18 protein-coding genes are annotated in these 20447 nt (G+C 63.7%); 13 read left to right on the forward strand and 5 right to left on the reverse strand.

Annotated elements, in window-relative coordinates:
* Nucleotides 1-139 precede the first annotated feature (139 nt).
* From ABIA90_RS01010 to ABIA90_RS01025, 4 genes are all read left to right on the forward strand, one after another.
* Nucleotides 140-352, forward strand: coding sequence for a hypothetical protein (locus ABIA90_RS01010; RefSeq protein WP_071915580.1), 213 nt, complete (start codon nucleotides 140-142; stop codon nucleotides 350-352).
* 329 nt (nucleotides 353-681) lie between these two features.
* A complete protein-coding gene (locus ABIA90_RS01015) occupies nucleotides 682-1881 on the forward strand; it encodes a polysaccharide biosynthesis/export family protein (RefSeq protein ID WP_354116962.1) in 1200 nt (399 codons plus the stop codon).
* Between the two features lie 61 nt (nucleotides 1882-1942).
* Entirely contained in the window at nucleotides 1943-2461 is a 519-nt protein-coding gene (locus ABIA90_RS01020; protein WP_354116963.1) for a hypothetical protein, read from the forward strand.
* A complete protein-coding gene (locus ABIA90_RS01025) occupies nucleotides 2461-3315 on the forward strand; it encodes a lytic transglycosylase domain-containing protein (protein WP_354116964.1) in 855 nt (284 codons plus the stop codon). Before ABIA90_RS01020 ends, ABIA90_RS01025 begins: the two co-directional genes overlap by 1 nt.
* A gap of 48 nt (nucleotides 3316-3363) precedes the next feature.
* Here ABIA90_RS01025 and ABIA90_RS01030 read toward each other — a convergent pair whose 3' ends face one another.
* A complete protein-coding gene (locus tag ABIA90_RS01030; protein ID WP_161495879.1) occupies nucleotides 3364-3627 on the reverse strand; it encodes a FecR/PupR family sigma factor regulator in 264 nt (87 codons plus the stop codon).
* Complete coding sequence (locus tag ABIA90_RS01035; protein ID WP_354116965.1) at nucleotides 3578-4366, reverse strand: RNA polymerase sigma factor; 789 nt, start codon at nucleotides 4364-4366, stop codon at nucleotides 3578-3580. Before ABIA90_RS01035 ends, ABIA90_RS01030 begins: the two co-directional genes overlap by 50 nt.
* 178 nt (nucleotides 4367-4544) lie before the next feature.
* Here ABIA90_RS01035 and ABIA90_RS01040 point away from each other — a divergent pair, with 178 nt between their 5' ends.
* From ABIA90_RS01040 to ABIA90_RS01080, 9 genes are all read left to right on the forward strand, one after another.
* Nucleotides 4545-6338 carry a ShlB/FhaC/HecB family hemolysin secretion/activation protein gene (locus tag ABIA90_RS01040; RefSeq protein WP_354116966.1) on the forward strand — a complete coding sequence of 598 codons (1794 nt, stop codon included), beginning with the start codon at nucleotides 4545-4547 and terminating at the stop codon, nucleotides 6336-6338.
* Complete coding sequence (locus ABIA90_RS01045; protein ID WP_502916614.1) at nucleotides 6339-8279, forward strand: DUF2341 domain-containing protein; 1941 nt, start codon at nucleotides 6339-6341, stop codon at nucleotides 8277-8279.
* A gap of 4 nt (nucleotides 8280-8283) precedes the next feature.
* On the forward strand, nucleotides 8284-8688 hold the full coding sequence (locus tag ABIA90_RS01050; RefSeq protein WP_027534659.1) for an ExbD/TolR family protein: 405 nt from the start codon (nucleotides 8284-8286) through the stop codon (nucleotides 8686-8688).
* A 9-nt stretch (nucleotides 8689-8697) separates the two neighbouring features.
* Nucleotides 8698-9417 carry an energy transducer TonB gene (locus ABIA90_RS01055; RefSeq protein ID WP_354116967.1) on the forward strand — a complete coding sequence of 240 codons (720 nt, stop codon included), beginning with the start codon at nucleotides 8698-8700 and terminating at the stop codon, nucleotides 9415-9417.
* A gap of 52 nt (nucleotides 9418-9469) precedes the next feature.
* Complete coding sequence (locus ABIA90_RS01060) at nucleotides 9470-11269, forward strand: putative porin (RefSeq protein ID WP_354116968.1); 1800 nt, start codon at nucleotides 9470-9472, stop codon at nucleotides 11267-11269.
* Nucleotides 11270-11271: 2 nt separating this feature from the next.
* Entirely contained in the window at nucleotides 11272-11865 is a 594-nt protein-coding gene (locus ABIA90_RS01065; protein ID WP_354116969.1) for a hypothetical protein, read from the forward strand.
* Complete coding sequence (locus ABIA90_RS01070; RefSeq protein ID WP_354116970.1) at nucleotides 11862-12902, forward strand: peptidylprolyl isomerase; 1041 nt, start codon at nucleotides 11862-11864, stop codon at nucleotides 12900-12902. Before ABIA90_RS01065 ends, ABIA90_RS01070 begins: the two co-directional genes overlap by 4 nt.
* A gap of 209 nt (nucleotides 12903-13111) precedes the next feature.
* Entirely contained in the window at nucleotides 13112-14563 is a 1452-nt protein-coding gene (locus tag ABIA90_RS01075) for an undecaprenyl-phosphate glucose phosphotransferase (RefSeq protein WP_354116971.1), read from the forward strand.
* Nucleotides 14564-14828: 265 nt separating this feature from the next.
* Nucleotides 14829-15191, forward strand: coding sequence for a helix-turn-helix domain-containing protein (locus ABIA90_RS01080; RefSeq protein WP_071915570.1), 363 nt, complete (start codon nucleotides 14829-14831; stop codon nucleotides 15189-15191).
* A gap of 43 nt (nucleotides 15192-15234) precedes the next feature.
* On the opposite strand, the gene fcl is transcribed toward ABIA90_RS01080, so the two are convergent.
* The 3 genes from fcl to ABIA90_RS01095 all read right to left on the reverse strand — a co-directional run bounded on the left by fcl (nucleotide 15235) and on the right by ABIA90_RS01095 (nucleotide 19641).
* Complete coding sequence (fcl, locus tag ABIA90_RS01085) at nucleotides 15235-16221, reverse strand: GDP-L-fucose synthase (RefSeq protein WP_354116972.1); 987 nt, start codon at nucleotides 16219-16221, stop codon at nucleotides 15235-15237.
* On the reverse strand, nucleotides 16193-17263 hold the full coding sequence (gmd, locus tag ABIA90_RS01090) for a GDP-mannose 4,6-dehydratase (protein WP_354116973.1): 1071 nt from the start codon (nucleotides 17261-17263) through the stop codon (nucleotides 16193-16195). Before gmd ends, fcl begins: the two co-directional genes overlap by 29 nt.
* A gap of 68 nt (nucleotides 17264-17331) precedes the next feature.
* Entirely contained in the window at nucleotides 17332-19641 is a 2310-nt protein-coding gene (locus ABIA90_RS01095; protein ID WP_354116974.1) for a polysaccharide biosynthesis tyrosine autokinase, read from the reverse strand.
* Between the last annotated feature and the right edge of the window lie 806 nt (nucleotides 19642-20447).

Consider the following 20447-nt stretch of genomic DNA (forward strand, 5'->3'; position numbering starts at 1 on the left):
TCTTGTTTAGGATTGGTCACAGCAACGATAAGAAACAGACCTACAAGGTCGGCAACAGGCTTCTGGGAGACGGGCAGTGGGCTGCTGTCCGTCCCATTTTGGAGACGGCCTGTCTGTAATTTTGTTTTTGGGGGTTGAAATGCGCGCGACGAATCCGACCGAACCGGTCTGCTCCGAGTCCGCGCTGCCTAGATTGAAGGCCAACGTCTACGATCTTGGTCTGAAACAGGACGAGGACGGCCGGCTTCGCCGCATCAGAGATCTCGAGCACGAGAATGCATTGTTGATGCGTATGGTCTCGGAAACTCAGATCGAGCTCGCGCGCCTGCGCGAGCTGTTGTCCTCGAACTGATGTGATCCGGGGCCTGTTCGGCCGCCGCGTCTTCGCCGATTTGAGCAATCGATCCACCCGAGCGATCGCTGCGGGGGCGGTGACACGTTCGGTTGACCGATTCCGTCGGGTTCATCGGCCGCGCGCGAAACGCGCGGCGGCGTCCGCGGGATTTGTGGCCCTGAAGTCTCGTCGGCTGCCGTGCTCGTTTTCGCAGATGCGTTGCGCCGAGCGTCTACTCAGCAGGAACCGCACATCACCTGCGCCGGCGGCGCGGGAGGCATGCTCCGCCGCGAGGCGTCCCGCAAGCCGGTCCAGGTGTGCGTCAGCTTGGTGTGAAACGAACGGTCATGCGATTTTGGAAGTTCTTGTTGATCGCATGCTGCCTGATCTCGTCGGCCGTGCTCGGCGGCTGTGGGTTCATTCCGATGTCAGGGCCGGCAAGTCTCGACATCAGGAACGAGAACACGGCGGTGCTGCCCTTTGCCGTGGTCAAGCTCAATCCCGAGGTCCTGCAGGTGCTCGAGAAATACGAGCCCAACGGACTATCCGGAAATCTCGCGGACACGCGTCCGCCCTCGAGCATCAAGTTCGGCATAGGCGACGTCATCAGCGTCACGATCTTCGAGGCCGCGGCGGGCGGGCTCTACGTGCCGCTGGAAGCCGGCGTGCGCCCGGGCAATTTCGTGAATCTGCCCGATCAGGCCGTCGACAACGACGGGAACATCACGGTGCCATATGCCGGCCGGATCCGCGCCGCGGGCCGCACCAATGTGCAGGTTCAGGAAGACATTCTTGCCCAGATCAAGAAACGCGCGATCGACCCGCAGGTCGTGGTGACATCCAGCCAGCAGCGCTCCTCGCTCGTCAGCGTGTTCGGCGAGGTCAGGACGCCGGTGCGTTTCCCCATGCCGTCGGCTGGCGCGCAGGACCGCATCACCGACGCGATCACGCGGGCGGGCGGCATCAGCGGCGCCGGCTGGGAGACGTGGGTCGTGCTCGAGCGCGACGGAAAGCGCGCCACGGTGCCGTTCGGCAATCTGGTCTATTTCCCGGCGAGCAACGCCTTCGTGCAGCCTGGAGACCGCCTTTATCTCTACCGTGAGCCGATGAAATTCATCGCGTTCGGCGCCACCGGCCAGCAGGGCGAGTTCAATTTCGATGCCTGGCGTATCAATCTGACGCAAGCGGTCGCGAAGGCGCGCGGCCTGCTCGACCTCCAGGCCGATCCCGCATCCGTCTTCCTCTATCGCCGCGAGCCGCGCGAGGTGGCGCAACGGCTCGGTGTCGATTGCTCCAGGTTCGACGGCGATTCCGTGCCGATCGTCTTCAACGTCAACTTCCAGGATCCGGCCGGATATTTCATCGCCACCAAGCTATCGATGCGTCCGTTCGACGTGCTCTACGCCGCCAACGCCGCGCAAGTGGATGTCACGAAGGTTCTGACCTTCATCAACACGGCGCTCGTGACTGCAGAGAGCGGAGTGAGCCTCGTCAACAACATCCGCTTCCCGGGGCCGACCTCCTCGACGACCACCGTCTTGCAGTGAAGCGCGGGGCGGGCATTCTGATGATGGAGGCGGAGGAGGCGGCTTGACGGCGGGTCCGCAAATGTTACTCATCATGCAGGATACGATCCGACGATATCGAATTATGTTAATGCTCGCCCGCGGCCCGGCCAACGAACCTGCCGGCTGGTGGAGGAACAGGGCCATGAGCCGAGTTTTGCATTGGTCCGCGCGCACGGGGGGCCGCGCTCTCGCGGCCGGTCTCGTCGCGCTCGCGGCGGCGGGAGGTGCGGGGGCGCAATCCGCCAATCCGGGCAATCCGCCGGTAGAGCGGCAGGGCACAATCATCGGCGGGCAGGGGACGAAGCCCACATACGAACGCTGCGTCGATGTGCAGATCGGAAACGAGAGCGCGTTCGGTTGCATCAACCAGCAACTCAAACGCGAGGTCAACAAGGTCAATCCTTCGCTCAACCTGCCACCGGTCGACGCGCGCTCGTCCGACGTGCGTGTCGGCAACCCGAACGAGGCGGCGATTCGCCAGCAATATGGCTCAAATTACGGTCGTTCGGCCGTTCCCTTTAGGCCATCCGCTCCTACCATCGTGCCGCCGCACCGCTGATGCCTGGATCTGCTTCACATCTGCAAGCCAGTCGAAGCACACGCTGGTCGTGGCGGGTCGCGGCGCTGTGCCTGCTGATCGTCGCGAGCGGCGAGGGGCGCGCCCAGGAGCACGAAGACGGCAGCAAGGCCGAAATCGGCCACGTCGCGGCTTCCGTGGACGATGCGGATGATGGCGCGGTGGAGCCTTTGGCGCTCGAGCCGTTTGCGCCGCGTCCGCTTACTGCCGCCGATTTTCCTCCCGCAAATCCGCTGCTTGCCAATTTCACGTACCGCACAAGCGCCATGTTCGGTCGCGACTGGCGCGCCGGCCGTGCCGAGTACCGGCAACTGGTCGAGCGCGAAGCGCTGGCTTTCGGCCTGCCGCCCGCGCTGGTCGATGCAGTGATGGCGGTCGAGAGCCGATACAATCCCGCCGTGGTCGGCATGGACGGCGAAGTCGGGTTGATGCAGGTGATGCTGCCGACTGCACGGATGATGGGTTTTGCCGGGACGCCGGCGGAGCTGGCTTCGCCCGAGGTCAACGTGCATTACGGCGTCCGCTATCTCGCCGGTGCCTGGCGCCGGGCCAACGGCGATCTCTGCACCGCGACGATGAAATATCGCGCCGGCCATGGCGAGACACGATTCTCGTATCTGTCGGTCGAGTATTGCACACGCGTCCGCGCGCATCTGGCGGCCAACGGCGTCGCCGTCACTGGCTCCGTTCCACCACCGACGTTCGGACGGACTTCGGCGGGCGGCGCGCCCGCACGTGGTCGGGTCCTGACGGGAGGCAGCACGATCAATTTCGCTGCTCTGAACACGCGCCTGCGCGGCGTGGCCGCTCGCAAGACGCCGTCTGATTTGCATTGACAGGCTGCAGGAGGCGGAACCTGCGGCTCGCAGGTCGAGCCTGATGCATTATGTGCGGGCTTTGCCCTTCGATGCGCGCCGCCGCCGGCTTGCCGGCGCGGGACGGCCGGTTGCAAGCGCCTGGCCGATGGCGCGCCAGCACTTTACCGCATCGCGGAAAGCATTTTCATGCGCGGAACTTCGCCCGCGCCAGTCCATAAGCTGTTCGGCATCTGCAAGCGTCGCCTCGCCCGACTTGAGGCGCATGATCCATGAAAGGGCTTCACGGATTAAGGGATCCAAGTGATCGACCTGATGGCTTCGCTTCGTCACGATCCAGCGCTTTCCCGCACACGCCGGGCGTGAGCGGATGCTCGCGATCGGCATATCTATGTACGTAAGACGAAGCTGGACGCTGAAAACCGAATTTGGTCCGCACGGGACGTTTGAGACGATCAGCGCAATGCTCGACTGCCTGCTTGAGGTCGGTCTCGACAGTGCGGACGGTAACGCCGAGAAGGGCCGCGATCTCTCGGTTCGGCATGCCGTCGATGCGCGAGAGCGTCAGCACGCGTCGGCGGCGCTCGGGAAGCTCGGCGATTGCGTGCCTGAGCAGATTGACCTCGGAGCGATCCTCGATCACGCGCGCGGCGTCGGGCCGGTCGTCGGGAATTTCGAGCAGGGCATCGACCTCGTCGACGGTGAGGCGGCGCTTCTCGGCGCGGCGGCGGTCCGCAGCGATATTGAGCGCGATGCGGAATAAATAAGCCTTCGGGCTGCGCACCGGCCCAAGCTCGCGCATGCCTTCGAGACGAAGGTAGGTTTCGTTGAGCGCTTCGGAAGCAAGGTCCGAGGAGCCCAGCCGGCGCGTCAACCTGCGATCGAAGTCGACATACTCTGCGAGCAGAAGCGTCCGCAAGCTGCTGATGCTGTCGATGGTCATGCTACGCCCCACTTCACTCAGTCCCCAATTTGTGGCCGGACGGTAGTAAGGCCGCACAACGGTAATGTGACGAACTGTTATCGAGTAACAGACATCGAGTGATGGTGGCGTTATGTTGCGTGAAATCATCACACGAACGATCGAGTGGCGTCGCGAGCATCGTAAAAAAGTTTTCGCTGCGCCTGCGCGCGCAACGTCTATCGGATAAGGCCCTCGCAGACCGGCGTCTCGGTCGGTTTCGGGCTGTCCGAAGGACGCTGCGGTCGCCGAAGGGCGTCTGCAATGCGAGCATGATATCGAGGCTGGGGTGAATTCGCGTCGTCTGTATCATAATGGCGCGCGCCGTCATGCGCCGCCGCCGCTGCGCGCTGTGCGGAGTGGTCGGTCTGATGCGGCATGTGCCTCGCGTCTCGCCATCTGCGGCTTGATCATCTGCGCGATCTGCACGAAGCCGGCCGCGGCGAAATCCGAGGCCGACGCGAGCAAGCCGGCTGCGGCGAAGCCTGCTGTTGCTGCGCCCGCAAACGCCAAGCCGGCCAAGAGTGAGGCGGAGGCGGCCAAGCCGGCAGCACCGGAAACCCGTTTCGATATCGACGAGTATCGTGTCGAGGGCGCGGACAATCTGCCGCAGATCGAGATCGAGGCTGCGGTCTATCCCTTCCTCGGTCCGGACAAGAGCTCGCAGGATGTCGAGAAGGCCCGCGCCGCGGTGGAGAAGGCCTATCACGACAAGGGCCTTCAGACCGTCAGCGTGGCCGTGCCGCAGCAGGATGCGCAACGCGGCTTCGTCGTGCTCAAGGTTACCGAGAACCGGGTCGGACGTTTGCGCGTCAAGGGCTCGCGTTATTTCGACCTCGACAACGTCAAGAGCAGCGCGCCATCACTGAAGGAAGGAACGCTGCCGAATTTTCAGGACGTCACGAAGGACATCGTCGCGCTGAACCGCTGGCCCGACCGGCGCGTCACGCCGGCGCTGCGAGCTGGCGTCGCGCCCGGCACCGTCGACGTCGATCTCAACATCGAGGACACGCTTCCGCTCCACGGCAGCATCGAGCTGAACAACAAGCAGAGCCCGAGCACCACGCCGCTGCGTACCAGCATCTCGATGCGCTACGACAATCTCTGGCAGCTCGGTCACTCCATGACCTGGACGTACCAGGTCTCGCCGATGAATCCGAAGGACGCCATGGTCGTGTCGGGCTCGTACCTGGCGCGGACCGAAATCGACTGGCTCAGCGTCCTCGTCTATGGCCTGACCTCGGACAGCTCGGTCGCGACTGTCGGCGGCTCGAATGTTGTCGGCCCCGGCCAGGTGGTCGGTGGACGTGCGGTGCTGACGCTGCCGTCCAGGGGCGAACTGTTCCACACGCTGTCCCTCGGGATCGACTACAAGGATTTCAAGCAGTCGCTCAAGCTCGGCTCCGATGCCTTTGACTCGCCCGTGACCTACGTGCCGCTCGTCGGCACCTATGGTGCAACCTGGCAGGGCGAGGGGCGGCTCACGCAGCTCAACGCAACGATCACGGCAGGCTTGCGCGGCATCGGCTCCAGCCGCGACGAGTTCGACGCCAAGCGCTTCGACGCGACCGCGAGCTTTATCACGCTGCACGCCGATATCTCGCACACCCAGGATTTCGCCGGCGGGTTCCAGCTCTACGCAAAACTGCAGGGACAGGCGGCGGATCAGCCGCTCGTGTCCAGCGAGCAATTCAGCCTCGGCGGACAGGACACGGTGCGCGGTTATCTCGAATCCGAGGTGATTGGCGATTACGGCGTCGCCGGGACGCTGGAGCTGCGCACGCCCAATCTCGCACAATATCTCGAGCAGAAGCTGCCGAATCCGCTCGGCGAATCCATCAAGTACAACGCCTTCGACGATGTTCGTTTCTTCGCTTTCGCCGACGGCGGCAATACCAGAATCCACAAGCCGCTCATCGATCAGGAATCGCATTTCGACCTCGCAAGCTACGGAGTCGGCATGCGCATGAAGACCCTTCGCTACCTCAACAGCATTGTTTTCGTCGGTATGCCGCTGACCAGCCAGCAGGTCACCGTCGCCAATCATCCACGGTTCAGCTTTCGGGTCTGGGGAGAATTCTAGATGTCGCTCCTTCGCTTTGGATCACGCCCCGGACTTCGCCTGAGCGGGCCGGTGATGCTCGCCTTCGTCTTCCTCGCCGCACTGTGGCCGTCGCCCGCGGCGGCGTGGTGGAACGATCAGTGGACGCTGCGCAAGAAGATTACGATCGACACCGGTCCGTCCGGCGCAGGGATCAGCGATGCCATCGGCACCACGCCGATTCTCGTGCGTCTGCATGTCGGCAATTTTCGCTTCGGTGGGGCGAAGGAGGACGGCGGCGACCTTCGCTTCGTTGCCGGTGACGACAAGACGCCGCTCAAGCACCATGTCGAGAAATACGACTCGCTGCTCGGCGAAGCGCTGGTCTGGGTCGGCGTTCCCGAGCTGAAGCCGGGGACCAAGAACGACATCTGGCTCTACTACGGAAACCAGAAGGCGCCGACCGCGGTCGACGCGAAGGGCACCTACGATCCCGACACCCTGCTGGTCTATCATTTCAACGACCGCTCGACGCCGGCGCAGGACATCACCGCCTGGGCGAACACCGCCCAGAACGCGGTCCCGGCTGCCGACGGCGCCATCATCGGGCAGGGCGCGCGCCTCGATGGGCAGACTGCGCTTACGCTTCCCGGCTCGCCCTCGCTCGTGACCGCGGAAGGCGGTGAACTCAGCTGGTCGCTTTGGATCAAGATGACTGCGCCGCAGCCGGGCGCAGTGTTGTTCTCTCGTAACGAGGGCGCGAACGGGCTGACGGTTGGGTTGGACAACGGTGTGGCGTTCGTGGAGGTCACGAGCGGCGGCAATACGCAGCGTGCCGCCGGCGGGACGGCGATCGCGGCCGGGACCTGGCACCAGGTCGCATTCACGGCGAAGGGCACCCAGATCATCCTTTACGTCGACGGCAACCAGGTCGCGACGCTTGCTGCGGCCCTGCCCACCATGACCGGCGTGGCGCAACTCGGTCGCGCCGCTGCCGCGGCAGCTCCCGCCGCGGATGCAGCCGCGCCCGCAGCCGACGCGGCACAGGCGACGCCGACCGCGGCCGCGCCTGCTGGCTCTGCCGCCGGCTTTGCCGGTGACGTCGACGAGCTTGCGATCGCGAAGATCGCGCGCTCGGCCGGCTTCATCAAGCTGTCGGCGGTCGGGCAGGGGCCCGACCAGGCCAAGCTGATCTCGTTCAGCGTCGACGAGGAGAATGCGGGCTGGTTCAGCGGCGGCTATTTCGGCGTGATCCTGCGCTCGGTGACGCTCGATGGCTGGGTCGTCATCGGCCTGCTCGGGATCATGGCGTTGATCAGCTGGTACGTCATGGTCGATCGCATCTCGTATCTGAACCGCGTCTCGGCCGGCAACACGATCTTCCTCAAGCATTTTCGCGAGACCTCGACCGACATCGGCGGGCTGCTCCAGCTCGACAATCAGGAGAACGATCCCAGCTTCGGGGGCGAGCTCGGCAAGAAGCAGCGCAAGGTGGTCCATGCCGCGCCGCTCTACCGCCTGTTCGCGGCCGGTGCGCAGGAGATCCGGCGCCGCTTTGCGGGCGGCGGTTACCGCCGGCTGTCGCCGCAGGCAATCCAGTCGATCCGCGCCGTGCTCGACAGCGGCTTCGTGCGGGAGAGCCAGCGCCTCAATCGCCTGATGGTGATGTTGACGATCGCGATCTCGGGCGGCCCGTTCCTCGGCCTGCTCGGCACAGTGGTCGGCGTCATGATCACCTTCGCGGCGATCGCAGCCAGCGGCGACGTCAACGTCAATGCGATTGCGCCGGGTATCGCGGCCGCGCTGGTCGCCACCGTCGCAGGCCTCGGCGTCGCGATCCCCTCGCTGTTTGCCTACAACTACCTGACGATCCGCATCAAGGATGTCAGCAGCGAGATGCAGGTCTTCGTCGATGAGTTCATCACGCGGATCGCGGAGTCCTACGAATTGCCGGAAGAGCCGGTGAAGCAGGCGGCGGAGTGAACCCATGCAAGTCCAGTCCGAAAGCAAGCCGTACGACGACATCAACATCACGCCGATGCTCGATCTCGCCTACGTGCTTCTGGTGATCTTCATCATCATGACCACGGCGACCGTGCAGGGCATGAAGGTGAACCTGCCGAAGGCGAGCGCGGCGCCGAGCCTCGCACAGCAGACCACCAAGGCGATCACGGTCGCCAACGACGGCAAGCTGTTCCTCGACACCATTCCCGTGACGCTGCCCGAGCTCGAGCAGCGACTGGTGCAGCAGCGTGCGCTGACGCCCGAATTTCCGATCGTCGTGCGCGGCGACAGCCAGACTCAGTACCAGAACGTCGTCGACGTGCTCGATCTGCTCGGCCGCCTCAACTTCACCCAGGTCGGCATGGCGACCAAGCCGTCGGCGCGATGAGACGGGACGATGGCGTGGGACGACGACAGCAACGACGACGACGGCCCGCCGGCATGGCGGCGCTATCTGCTGCTCGGCGGTTCGGCGCTGGTCGTGATCGCGTTGGTGGCCGGCGTCGTCATCATGGTCATGAGTGGCGACAAGGATCCGCCGCGCAAGGTGAACGAGCTTCAGGTGACGATGGTGCTTCCGCCGCCGCCGCCTCCGCCACCACCGCCGCCCCCGCCCGAGCAGCAGCCGGAACAGCAGCCCGAGCAAAAGGTGATTGAGCAGACGCCGGTCAAGGATGTCGCCGAGGAGAAGCCGGTCGACATTCCAAAGGACGCGCCGCCCGATGCCGGACCGGATCCGACGCCGGGGCCGCCGGATCTCGGTCTCGGCACCGGGCCGGGCAGCGGCGGCTTTGCACAGGGCAAGGGGCGCGGGGGCGGCGGAGGCGGCGGCAACAGCCGCTTCGGCTGGTACGCGAGCATGCTGCAATCGCAGATCGACGCGGGACTGCAGGCGAATGAAAAATCTCGCGATGCCGCGTTCCGCACCGTCGCCAGGGTGTGGCTCGACAATTCCGGCCGGGTCAGTCGCGTGCAGTTGTCGCCATCGACGGGCGACAATGCGCTCGACGTGGCCATCCGAGACCAGGTGGTGGGCGGCCTGCGCGCGCGCGAGCCGCCGCCGAAGGACATGCCGATGCCGATGATCATCCGCCTCACGGGCCAGAACCGGGGGTGAGTGCGGTGAGACGAGTGACTGTGAGTGAGTTGAGAGCAGAAGAGGTGATGTCATGTGGCGTGAAATGAAGACGCGAGAACTGGCAGCGACGGCAGCGGTGCTGCTTGCGCTCGCAGTCCCCGCCGCGGCGCAGGACGACGGGATGCCGCAGGGCAAGCGTCCGACCGTCTCGCGCGACGCGCCGCCTTCATCGAACGCGACGGTCAACCTGATCAATCTACTCGTGAAGCAGGGAACGCTGAGCGAGGAGCAGGCCGCAGTCCTGGTCAAGCAGGCCGACGACGAAGCCTATGTCGCCCGCCAGGCGACGCGCGATGCCGCGGCCAAGGCGGAAGGCGCGGAGAAGACGGCGACCAGCGCCGCCGATGCGACGTCGCCGCCCGGCACCAAGCGCGTCACTTACGTGCCCGAGATCGTCAAGAAGCAGCTGCGCGAGGAGATCAGGGCCGAGGTGATGGACCGCGCTCACAAGGAGAATTGGGCGTCGCCCGGGAAATACCCGGAATGGGCGCAGCGGATCCGATTCTACGGCGACATCCGTGCGCGGTATGAGGGAGATTATTTCCCGGCGGGGAATAATGGGTACCTCGAGAACTTCAACGCCATCAATACAGGTTCGCCGTTCAATGAGGATGTCGCGACGAATCCTTACTTCCCACCGACCTACAACGCGACGCAGAACCGCACCCGCTTTCGTTTTCGTGCGCGACTGGGAGCCGACGTTGACTTGTTCGACGGGTTCACCGCAGGCTTGAGGATCGCGACCGGGGAGAGCAGCTCACCCATTTCGACCAATCAGACGTTCGGCGGAAATGGCGGCAACTTCTCGAAGTACGCAGTTTGGCTCGACCGCGCCTTCCTCAAGTATGAGCCGGTACGGGACTTCGTCAGCTCTGTCGGCCGCTTCGACAATCCATTCTGGTCGCCGACGGATCTGGTCTGGTACAAGGATCTCGGTTTCGATGGTTTCGCAATTCAGGCCAAGCAGGAAGTTGCAGAGGGTTTCACGCCCTTCTTCGTCGGCGGCGCCTTCCCGGTCTTCAACACTGATCTCAACGCGGGGCTTAATACTGCCGACCTGTCGGGACCAGCGAAGATGCCGAGCCGAGACAAGTGGCTGTTCGGCGCCCAGGGTGGTTTCGGCGCAAGACTAGATTCCGAAACCAATCTCACCTTGGCATTCGCCTACTATGACTTCACCAATGTGAAGGGCAAACTTTCCAGCGAGTGCTTGGTCATCACTGCGAGCGATATCTGCGACACGGATGTGCTGAGACCTTCCTTCGCGCAAAAGGGCAACACGTATATGAGCTTGCGCAACCTTGCGTTCACGCCCCTCACTACGGCGCAATATCAGTACTACGGCCTTGCCAGCGACTTCCGGCCGGTGGTCGCGAGCGCGCAGCTTGATTTTGCGCAGTTCAATCCGATTCACATCATCCTGGACGGTGAGTATATCTGGAATACGGCATTTAACCGGAGCGCCGTTGCCGCTGTCGCGGTGTTTCCGAACAATTTCGGATCAACCACAGACGGCAGCGCGAGCGTGTACAACGGCGGCAACCAGGGCTGGCTTGCGCGCATGACCGTCGGCAACAAGGAGATCAAGCATCTCTGGGACTGGAACGCGCATGTCGGCTACAAATATCTCGAGTCCGACGCGATGGTGGATGCGTTCGTCGATTCCGACTTCGGCCTCGGCGGCACCAATCTCAAGGGCTATTTCATCGGCGGCAATGTCGGCCTCGGCGAGAACATCTGGGGCTCGGTGCGCTGGATGAGCGCGAACAACATCGCCGGCCTGCCGTACAAGGTCGACATTGTCCAGCTCGATCTCAACGCGAGGTTCTGATCATGCGGCTGTTGCGTCTGTCGTCAATTGCTGCACTGGCGCTCGTCGTCGCCTCGGCCGCCCATGCCGACCAGGAAAGCGATCGCTTGCGCGAGGCGCTGCGCAGCGCCACCGCGCAGGCGCGGGCCGCCGAGGATCAACGGGCCGCAGTCCAGGCCAAGCTGACCGCGGCCGAGCAGGAGCGCGACCGCCTGCGTAAGCAGATCGAGGGCTATCGCGCCCAGGTCAAGGAAGCCGAGCAGGCCTATCGCCAGGCGGTGAAGGACTTCAACGAGCGGATCGCCGAGCGCGACGATTCCCTGGAGAAGTGGAAGGCCGCCTATGGCGAGGCGGCGGGCGTTGCGCGGACCAAGGACGCGGAGCGCTCCAAGTTCGAAGGCGAGGCGACGAGCTGGAAGGCGAGCGCCAAAGCCTGCGAGGCCAAGAATGTCCGTCTCGTCAGGATCGCCGACGATACCGTCAAGCAATATGAGAAGATGGATCCGCTGGAGAAGGTGATCCACCACGATCCCGTGATCGGGTTCAAGCGGGTCGAGCATCAGAGCGCCGCCCAGGATCTTCGCGACCAGATCATCGAACAGAAGGCTAAGCCATGACCCGGAACGTTTTCAAGCTCGTGCTGCTAGCCGGTGCGCTCCACGCCGCGGCGTCATCGCCGGCACTCGCGCAGACGCGCAATCCGCCCCAGCCCGCAGTTCCGCGCGCAACGCCTGCGCCGGCCACTCCGGCGGCGGCCCAACCAGCTCCTGCGGCGCAGGACAATGCGGCCGTGAAGGGCAGCGAGATCATCGCCCGCGTCGGCGACAGCGACGTCACCGCCGAAGAAGTGCGCGCGACCATCCAGCTTCTCGATGCGCGCCAGCAGGCTGCGATGGCGCGTGATCCGGCGCTGCTGAGCCAGACGGTGCGCGCGATCCTCGCCAACCGCCTGGTGCTCAAGGAGGCCGCGGCCAAGAAGTGGGACCAGCAGCCGGTCGTCGTGACGCAGCTTGCGCGCGCACGCGATACTTTGATCGTCGAGAGCTACCTGCAATCGGTCACGGCGCTCGGCGACAGCTATCCGAGCGAGGCCGACATCAAGAGCGTCTACGAGGCGAACGCCAGCGCGTTCCTCGTTCCCCGTCGCTTCCGTCTCGCCCAGATCGTGGTCAACCTCGCCAAGGACGCCGACAAGGCGGCTGAGGACACCGCGCGCAAAAAGCTCGATGACATCGTGCGGAAGATCAAGCAGCCCGGCGCGGAGTTCGGTCCGATCGCGAAGGCATCGTCCGACGATGCGGCAACCGCGGGGCGGGAAGGGGAGATCGGCTGGGTCGCCGAGCCCGACATGCGCAGCGAGATCCGCGGGCAGGTCACCGGCCTGCCGAAGTCGGGCATTGCCGATCCGATCCGGCTCGAGGACGGCTGGCACGTCCTGAAGCTGCTCGACACCGAGGCGTCGCATACGCGGCCGCTGGCGGACGTGCGAGAGGCTCTCGTGCAGCGGATGCGGGCCGAGCGCATCGAGGCCAACCGCCGCGCCTATGTGGCGGAGCTGCTGAAGCAGACCCCGCCCGTGGTCAACGAGATCGCGCTGTCCAGGCTGATCGAGCCCAAACCCGACGCCAAGCCGGACGCTGCGCCGTCGCGCTAGTCGAACAAGTAGCCTGAAGCGCGATGGCAATTCAGCCTGATCTCATCGCGCTTGAGCACGCGGCGGATTGCAGATTCATGTCAATCGGATGACGAGGCGAAGGCGCCGTCATCCACGGATGATGCATTGGTTAATCGACAGTAAAAGTATCATAATTATGGTACAATGCCCGTGTTATCCGGATCGGGAACCGACCCCGGGGGCGAATAGTGACCGACCTGACCAATGCGGGTGAGCCGATATCGGCGTTCGAGGGCCGATCGCGGGTCCGTCTGGCTATCCCGTTCAGCTTCATCGAGCCCTTGTTCGCGGCCGTCGACGGCTCGATCATCGTCGCAGCGGGCGCTATCGGCGGCATCGCCTATCAGGGCGCGCTTGGTGGCACCGCCGACGGCTCCTTCTATGCCGGGCTCGGTTTGGTGGCGAGTTTCGCCTATGTCCTGGTCGCGCATTTCCTCGGTCTCTACCGGTTGAACCAGCTGCTGGACGACGAACTCGACGGCGGGCGGGTCCTGGCCGGCTGGTGTCTTGCTGCTCTCGTCCTCGCGGTCGTGCTGTTTCTGTTCAAATCCGGCGGCGACGCCTCGCGTGGCTCGGTCGTTTGCCTCTTCGCGATCGGCGGCGCCGGCCTTCTCGTCGCGCGCTGGCTGGGGAAACGACGCCTTCGTTCGGCGCTTGTCGCCGGCACGATCCGCGGGCGGCGAGTGGTGGTGATCGGAACGCAAGGCGAGCTGGCCCAGTTCGGAAGGAGCGACCTGCTCGCCAGATTTGGCCTGCACGAGGTCGAGCGCATCATTTTGCCGAGAAACGAAGCGCCAGAACTCTCTGCTCCGGGGAGGCACGAAGACGAGCTGATGAAGCGCATACGGGAGGCCGCTGCCGAGGAGATCGTGCTCGCGCTGTCCTGGTCCGGTCCCCGCGACATCGAGGCTTTGCTCGACCGGTTGCGCGTCATTCCGCTTCCGGTGCGCCTGTTACCCGATCGCGCGGTGTCGACCGTGCTGCGCCACCAGACTTCGATGCCTCAACGGCTCTACATGGTGGAGGTGCAGCCGGCACCGCTGTCGGTTCTCGATCGCCTGACGAAGCGGCTGCTCGACATCATCGTCGCGGCGACGTCGCTGGTCGTGCTGTCCCCCGCACTGATCTTCGTCGCAATCGCGATCAAGCTGGAGTCGAAGGGGCCGGTGATCTTCCGGCAGCGCCGCCATGGCTTCAACGGCAAGCCGTTCGTGATCTACAAGCTGCGCAGCATGAGCGTCCAGGAGGACGGCGGCACGGTTGTGCAGGCGACGAAGCAGGATCCGCGCGTGACCCGGGTCGGACGCCTGATCCGCCAGACCAGCATCGACGAACTGCCGCAACTCCTCAACGTGATCCAGGGCCATATGTCGATCGTCGGGCCGCGCCCGCACGCGCTGGTGCACGACTACGAATACGGCAGCGTGATCGCGAACTACGCGTTCCGTCATCACGTCAAGCCGGGAATTACCGGCTGGGCGCAGGTTCAAGGCTATCGCGGGGGCACGCCGCGGCTCGAGCTCATGGAACGGAGAGTTGCACTCGACTTATGGTATATTGATAATTGGAGCCTGATATTGGATATTCATATCATGCTGAGGACGGCGTTTGAATTGGTCCGGCCGCGCAACGCATATTGACCAGAGCTTTTCGGCCGCAACCGGCCTCGAAGCGGTGTCGTCGCAAGAGTTAACATTAGTACATTTGGGAATGATCTGTTCGGCGGTGCGACCGGTTGGAGCACGGGACCGCACTTTATGATGTCCTCTCGCATCGGCGGACGCATGCGCTGACGGGTCTGCCGGCCGATAGCCGGTCCAGGATTTCTCGCTGGCCTATTGAAAACGTTCACGATTCGCGCTTACTAAGTCCGGACTGGCAAGATTCTGGCCGGAGAGGACCACGATGGTTGGCAAGAGGCATGCCTCGGAGGAGATTTCGGCCAAGCTGGCGCAAGCCAACGAACTTGCGGCCAAGGGGAAGACCCAGCGGGAAATATCGAAGGCGCTTGGCGTCAGCATCATGACCTACCACCGCTGGAAGAAGATGCCCGACTCGTCCGAGCCGGTTGGTGGCCGGCGCAGCGAAGCCGATGGCCGGCCGCTCGGTTCGGCCGACGCCAGCAGTGTGGACACAATCAAGCGGTTAGAGCTCGAAAACGCGCAATTGCGACGTCTTGTGACCGACATGCTGCTGGAAAAGCTGAAATACGAAGAGGAACTTCGGGCGCGCCAAGGAACGCGCTTGCGGCGCCCCGACAGCGGCTAGTGCCAGAACCGGCCTTTCGGGCCGCCCTATAATCCCTACTCGTCTAGCGCAAGACCTCAGACAGCTGGCGTACCGCGGCTGGATGGCTCGACAGGAACGCCTCGTAAGCGCGCCTCACGCCATCCTCGAGCGAGGTTGTGGCGCGCCAGCCGAGCTTGGCAAGCCGGCTGACGTCCAGCAATTTGCGCGGTGTGCCGTCGGGACGCGAGGTGTCAAAACTGATCTCGCCGCCGTAGCCGACGATGGCGGCCACGACGCGCGCGAACTCGGCGATGGTGATGTCCTCGCCGGTGCCGATGTTGACCAGCTCCGCGCTCGAATAGGTCTTCATCAGGTGCACGCAGGCATCCGCCATGTCGTCGACATAGAGGAACTCACGCCGCGGCGTGCCGGTGCCCCACACGATGACGCTCTTTGCGCCTGCGACTTTTGCCTCATGGAAACGCCGGATCAGCGCGGCGACGACGTGGCTCAGCTCGGGGTGATAATTATCGCCGGGCCCGTACAGATTGGTCGGCATCACGCTGATGAAGTCGCTGCCATACTGGCTGCGATAGGCCTCCGCCATCTTGATGCCGGCGATCTTGGCAATCGCGTAGGGCTCGTTGGTCGGCTCCAGCGGACCTGATAGCACGGAATCCTCGCGCAAGGGCTGCGGCGCCAGCTTCGGATAGATGCAGGACGAGCCCAGAAACATCAGCTTCTCGGCGCCGTTGAGATGCGCGGCCTGGATCACGTTCGCGGCAATCGCGATGTTGTCGTAGATGAACTCGGCACGCAGCGTGTTGTTGGCGACGATGCCGCCGACCTTGGCCGCGGCGAGGAAGATCACTTGCGGCCGCGTCCTGGCGAACCAGTCGAACACGGCGGCCTGGTTGCAGAGATCGACCTCGCGCCGGTCGACCGTGACGAGCCGCGCGTCCTCCCGCGCCAGCCGGCGCACCAGCGCGGCTCCGACCATGCCGCGATGGCCGGCGACATAGACGCTTTTGCCCCTCAGCTCAAACGGTGCGTTTGCCACTGGCCGCATCCCGTTTTGCCTCCGCCAGGTCGCTCGTCATCATCTCCTCGACGAGCTGGGCGAAGCTGCGCTTCGGCGTCCAGCCGAGCACCTCGCGCGCCTTGCTGGCGTCGCCGACGAGGAGATCGACCTCGGTCGGACGGAAATAGGTCGGATCGATCTTCACCACGGTCTTACCGCTCGTCTCGTCGACGCCGGTCTCCTCGACGCCCTTGCCGCGCCATGCGATGCGGCGGCCGACATGCGCAAAGGACAGCTCGACCATCTCGCGCACCGAGCGCATCTCGCCGGTGGCAAGCACGAAGTCGTCGGGCTTGTCGGCCTGCAGGATCCTGTGCATGCCCTCGACATAGTCCCTGGCATGACCCCAGTCGCGCTTGGCTTCGAGATTGCCGAGATAGAGCGTCTGTTCCAGCCCGACCTCGATACGCGCGACGCCGCGGGTGATCTTGCGGGTCACGAAGGTCTCACCGCGGATCGGGCTCTCATGGTTGAACAGGATGCCGTTCGACGCGAACATGCCGTAGGCTTCGCGGTAGTTCACCGTGATCCAGTAGCCGTAGAGTTTTGCAACGCCATAGGGCGAGCGCGGATAGAACGGCGTCGTCTCCTTCTGCGGGATCTCCTGCACCAGGCCGTAGAGCTCGGAGGTCGAGGCCTGGTAGAACCGCGTCTCCTTCTCCATGCCGAGGATGCGGATCGCTTCCAGGAGGCGCAGCACGCCGATGGCGTCGGCATTCGCGGTGTATTCCGGGCTCTCGAAGCTGACGGCGACGTGGCTTTGAGCTGCGAGATTGTAGATCTCGGTCGGCCGGATCTGCTGCACCAGGCGGATCAGATTGGTCGAATCCGTCATGTCGCCATAGTGCATCAGGAACGGCACGTTGCCGACATGCGGGTCCTGGTAGAGGTGATCGACGCGCGCGGTGTTGAACGAGGACGAGCGCCGCTTGACGCCGTGCACGACATAGCCGAGCGACAGCAGATATTCGGCGAGATAGGCGCCGTCCTGACCGGTCACGCCGGTGATGAGAGCGATCCGCTTGCTCATCCTAGGGCTCGTCCCGCCGCAGCGGGGATCCGGCGCTGCGCCCTCTCAGCATCAATTCAACGGCACCTCTAGCTGCCACTTCTGTAGTATCCATTCTGATAAACACCCGGCTGCTCAAATTTTTCGAGAACCCTCAGATCGGCCTTGTTCAGCACCACGCCAAGCAGGCGATCGTGTAGGTCCGGCTCGGCTAGCAGATGGCGCCGCACCGCCTTGATCCTGGTGCTTCCCCATTCTACCACGAACACGAAGGAGTCGATCACCGGGACGATCGCACGCACGTCGACGACGGGTGCGATCGGCGGAAGGTCGACGATAACATAATCATAGCTTTCGCGCAGTCGATCAAGCAGGGTTCGAAATCCCTGCGACGCCAGCACCTCGTCGGAATGGACCGGAGCTTCGGTCAGCAGCAGAGGCAGCAGCGCCAGTCCCGTGGCGGCGTCTCGGCCCGTGGCCTGTGCGAGATCGATCTTCCCGCTCAGCACCTCCAGCCATCCGGCTGACGGCCGTGGCGTGAGCGAGCGGGCAAGCGTAGGATTGCGAAGGTCTGCGTCGATCAGGATCACGCGTCGACCGGCATCGGCCAACAGCGACGCAAGGTTCGCGGCAACAGTGGATTTGCCTTCGCCCGCGACGGTCGAGGTGATGCCGATCAGCCTGTTCTCGCGGATGGTGGATTCCAGCCACGCTCTCATCTTGATTGCGCGAAACGCTTCGGTGAAGACCGAGATCGGATCGTCGACTGCGCGTCGCTTCAACGGATCGATGAATGCGTAATGGGGTGTATCCGCCGCCACGTTCTCCACGGTTTGCGGTGGCGGACCCAGTCGACCGGCCTCTGCATCGAATCCGGTCGCGATCGATCGCGGAGGTGATGGTGCACGAGGTGCCTGTCCAGCCGCGAGCGGAATCACCGACAGACAACGGACGCCCAATTCCTGTTCGGCCTGCGATCCCGTGCGGAAGACGCCGTCGACTGCCTCGCGCCAGGCTGCAATTCCAAAGCTCGCCATCAGGCCCATCGTGAGCGCGATGGCAAGGACGAATGACGCCACCGGCTTGCTCTTCTTCTTCGGCGCGACGGCTGGACTGATCACGCGTGCATCGGTGATCGGAAACGACTGCTGCTGTATCGCCTCCATATAACGCTGCAGGAAAGTGTCGTAGAGCGTGTGATATACCTTGGCCGAGCTTTCGAGCTCGGCCAATCCAAGCCGATCGCGGTTGGTGAGCTGGCCCTCGGATACCAGGCTGGCCAGCGACCGCTCCAAACTTTCTTCGCGCGTCTTGGCGATCTCGTAATCGCTCTTGTAGCTGCCAGCGATCCGTCCGAGCTCCCCGCGGATGTTTCGGCGCGTTTCCTCCATCTGGTCGCGCAGGTTGATCGCGGCCGTATGATCCGCACCATATCTCGTCGAGATGTTGGCCTCGCGCGCAGACAGGTCGACATACTGATTGCGGAGCCGCGTAATGACCTCGTTTTTCAGGATATCTGCGACGGCGCCTTCGCTGACGTCCATTTTCCGGACTTGCTCGATCCGGTCGAGCCGGGCCTTGGCCTCGCTGGTGGCGCCGCGCGCGGCGGCGAGCTGGCTGTTCAGCTCGAACAGCTGTTGTTCGCCGATGAGCCGGCTCGCGCTGCCGGCCGATACGTTCGGTCCGCCGAGGTCGACAATGTTGTTCTTTTCCTTGAACTCCAGGACGGCGCGATCGGCTGTCGCCGCCTTCGACTTCAGCTCGTTGATCCGGTCCTGCAGCCAGGCGCCTGCGCGGGTGACTGTCTGGTATTTTGCGCCGAGCTGGTCGTCGATATAGGCCTCCGCGATCGCGTTGGTGACCTTGGCCGCGGTCTCGGGGCTACGCGACGTGTATGAGATGTTCAGCGCATAAGTCTTGTCGCCGCGCGTGATGGAGCGGTGGGCCAGAAACTCATCGAGCGCCCTCTGCTCACGTTCTTCCACCGTGTTTGAGGTGACGTCCGGACGCGCGAACAGGCTCCAGCCGCCGGCGAATTCCGGATCGTCGGCGAGCTTGAGGCTCCTTACAACGTCGAGTCCCAGCTTGCGCGACGCGAGAATTTCGACCTGGGAGCCCACCTGAAGCGTGTCGAGCGGAATATCCCCCTGCGGCTGCAACTGGTTCTGCAGGACCCGCAGCGTGCTGCTGTCGATCAAAAGCGTAGCGGTCGCGGTGTATTGCGAGGGAGTGATGAGCAGATAGAGCAGGCCGATGGCTAAGGCCACGGCTGGCACGATGAGAATGACCCGATACTGCCGCCGGGCCAGTCCGGACAGTTGGTCGATCAAGGCCGACATCGAGGACGAAGCTTCTTCCCGCCCACCGCTGTAGTTGACGCGGGTTCTGTGCAACGGCATGTCCATCGTCGATCACATCCTCGGCGGGCGGGCGGTTGCTCGGAGCAAAAAGGCGCTACCACGACCGCAGGGAAATTCCACCTGACCGGGGCATCTCACCCTGTCTGGTCCCAAGGGCAGCGGGAGACGCATTGATCGTCGCATAACTCTACCAGCTAGGAGTATCTCGACTCATGGTCTTGCCATGACCGAGCCCGGCCCGCCGAGTTGTGACGCCAGCCCCCGTAACGTTGATGGCTTTCTCTAGCGAACAAATAATACACATTTGCAACAGTTTGATATGAACTGATGTAGGTGCGTCGTTCGATATGTTATGTGTTATCGCGGCGGACGACGCCGGATGTCACGCGCCGTCGTTTCGCGTCGGCATGTCGAGGAAATGGCGCATCCGCCGGGGCGGGTTCCGTTCCGTGATCTCGCAAGGTTCAGTGGCTTGCAGTCCATGCCTCACGTCTTGCCGGGCTGGCGTCTCGACGCGCGGAACGACGCTATCGCACTTCAGGGTGACCTTGTATTCGCGGGCATCGTTGGACTCGCCGCTCAACGTCGGTACGTCGCGGCCGTGCTTCGCGTTCGCCGGTCCTGGCGAACACCATTTGCGCGCCGTTTACCGTCAAGGTCAGTGAAGCGGAAGGCCACACCCGATCGCCGCTCCCGCCCATGACCAGATAGCCCCGCCGTCCGCATCTAGCTTGCAGGGATTTAACTTGGTTCGAATTGAGTGCCACTTTAACGTTCCATTCTGCCGACCAGATGCCTCGGAAGAGAGTCGCGCCAACTTGCCGCTTTTTCGCCAGAGACGGCCG

The sequence above is a fragment of the Bradyrhizobium sp. LA6.8 genome (assembly GCF_040547935.1).
GTDB classification, from domain to species: domain Bacteria; phylum Pseudomonadota; class Alphaproteobacteria; order Rhizobiales; family Xanthobacteraceae; genus Bradyrhizobium; species Bradyrhizobium barranii.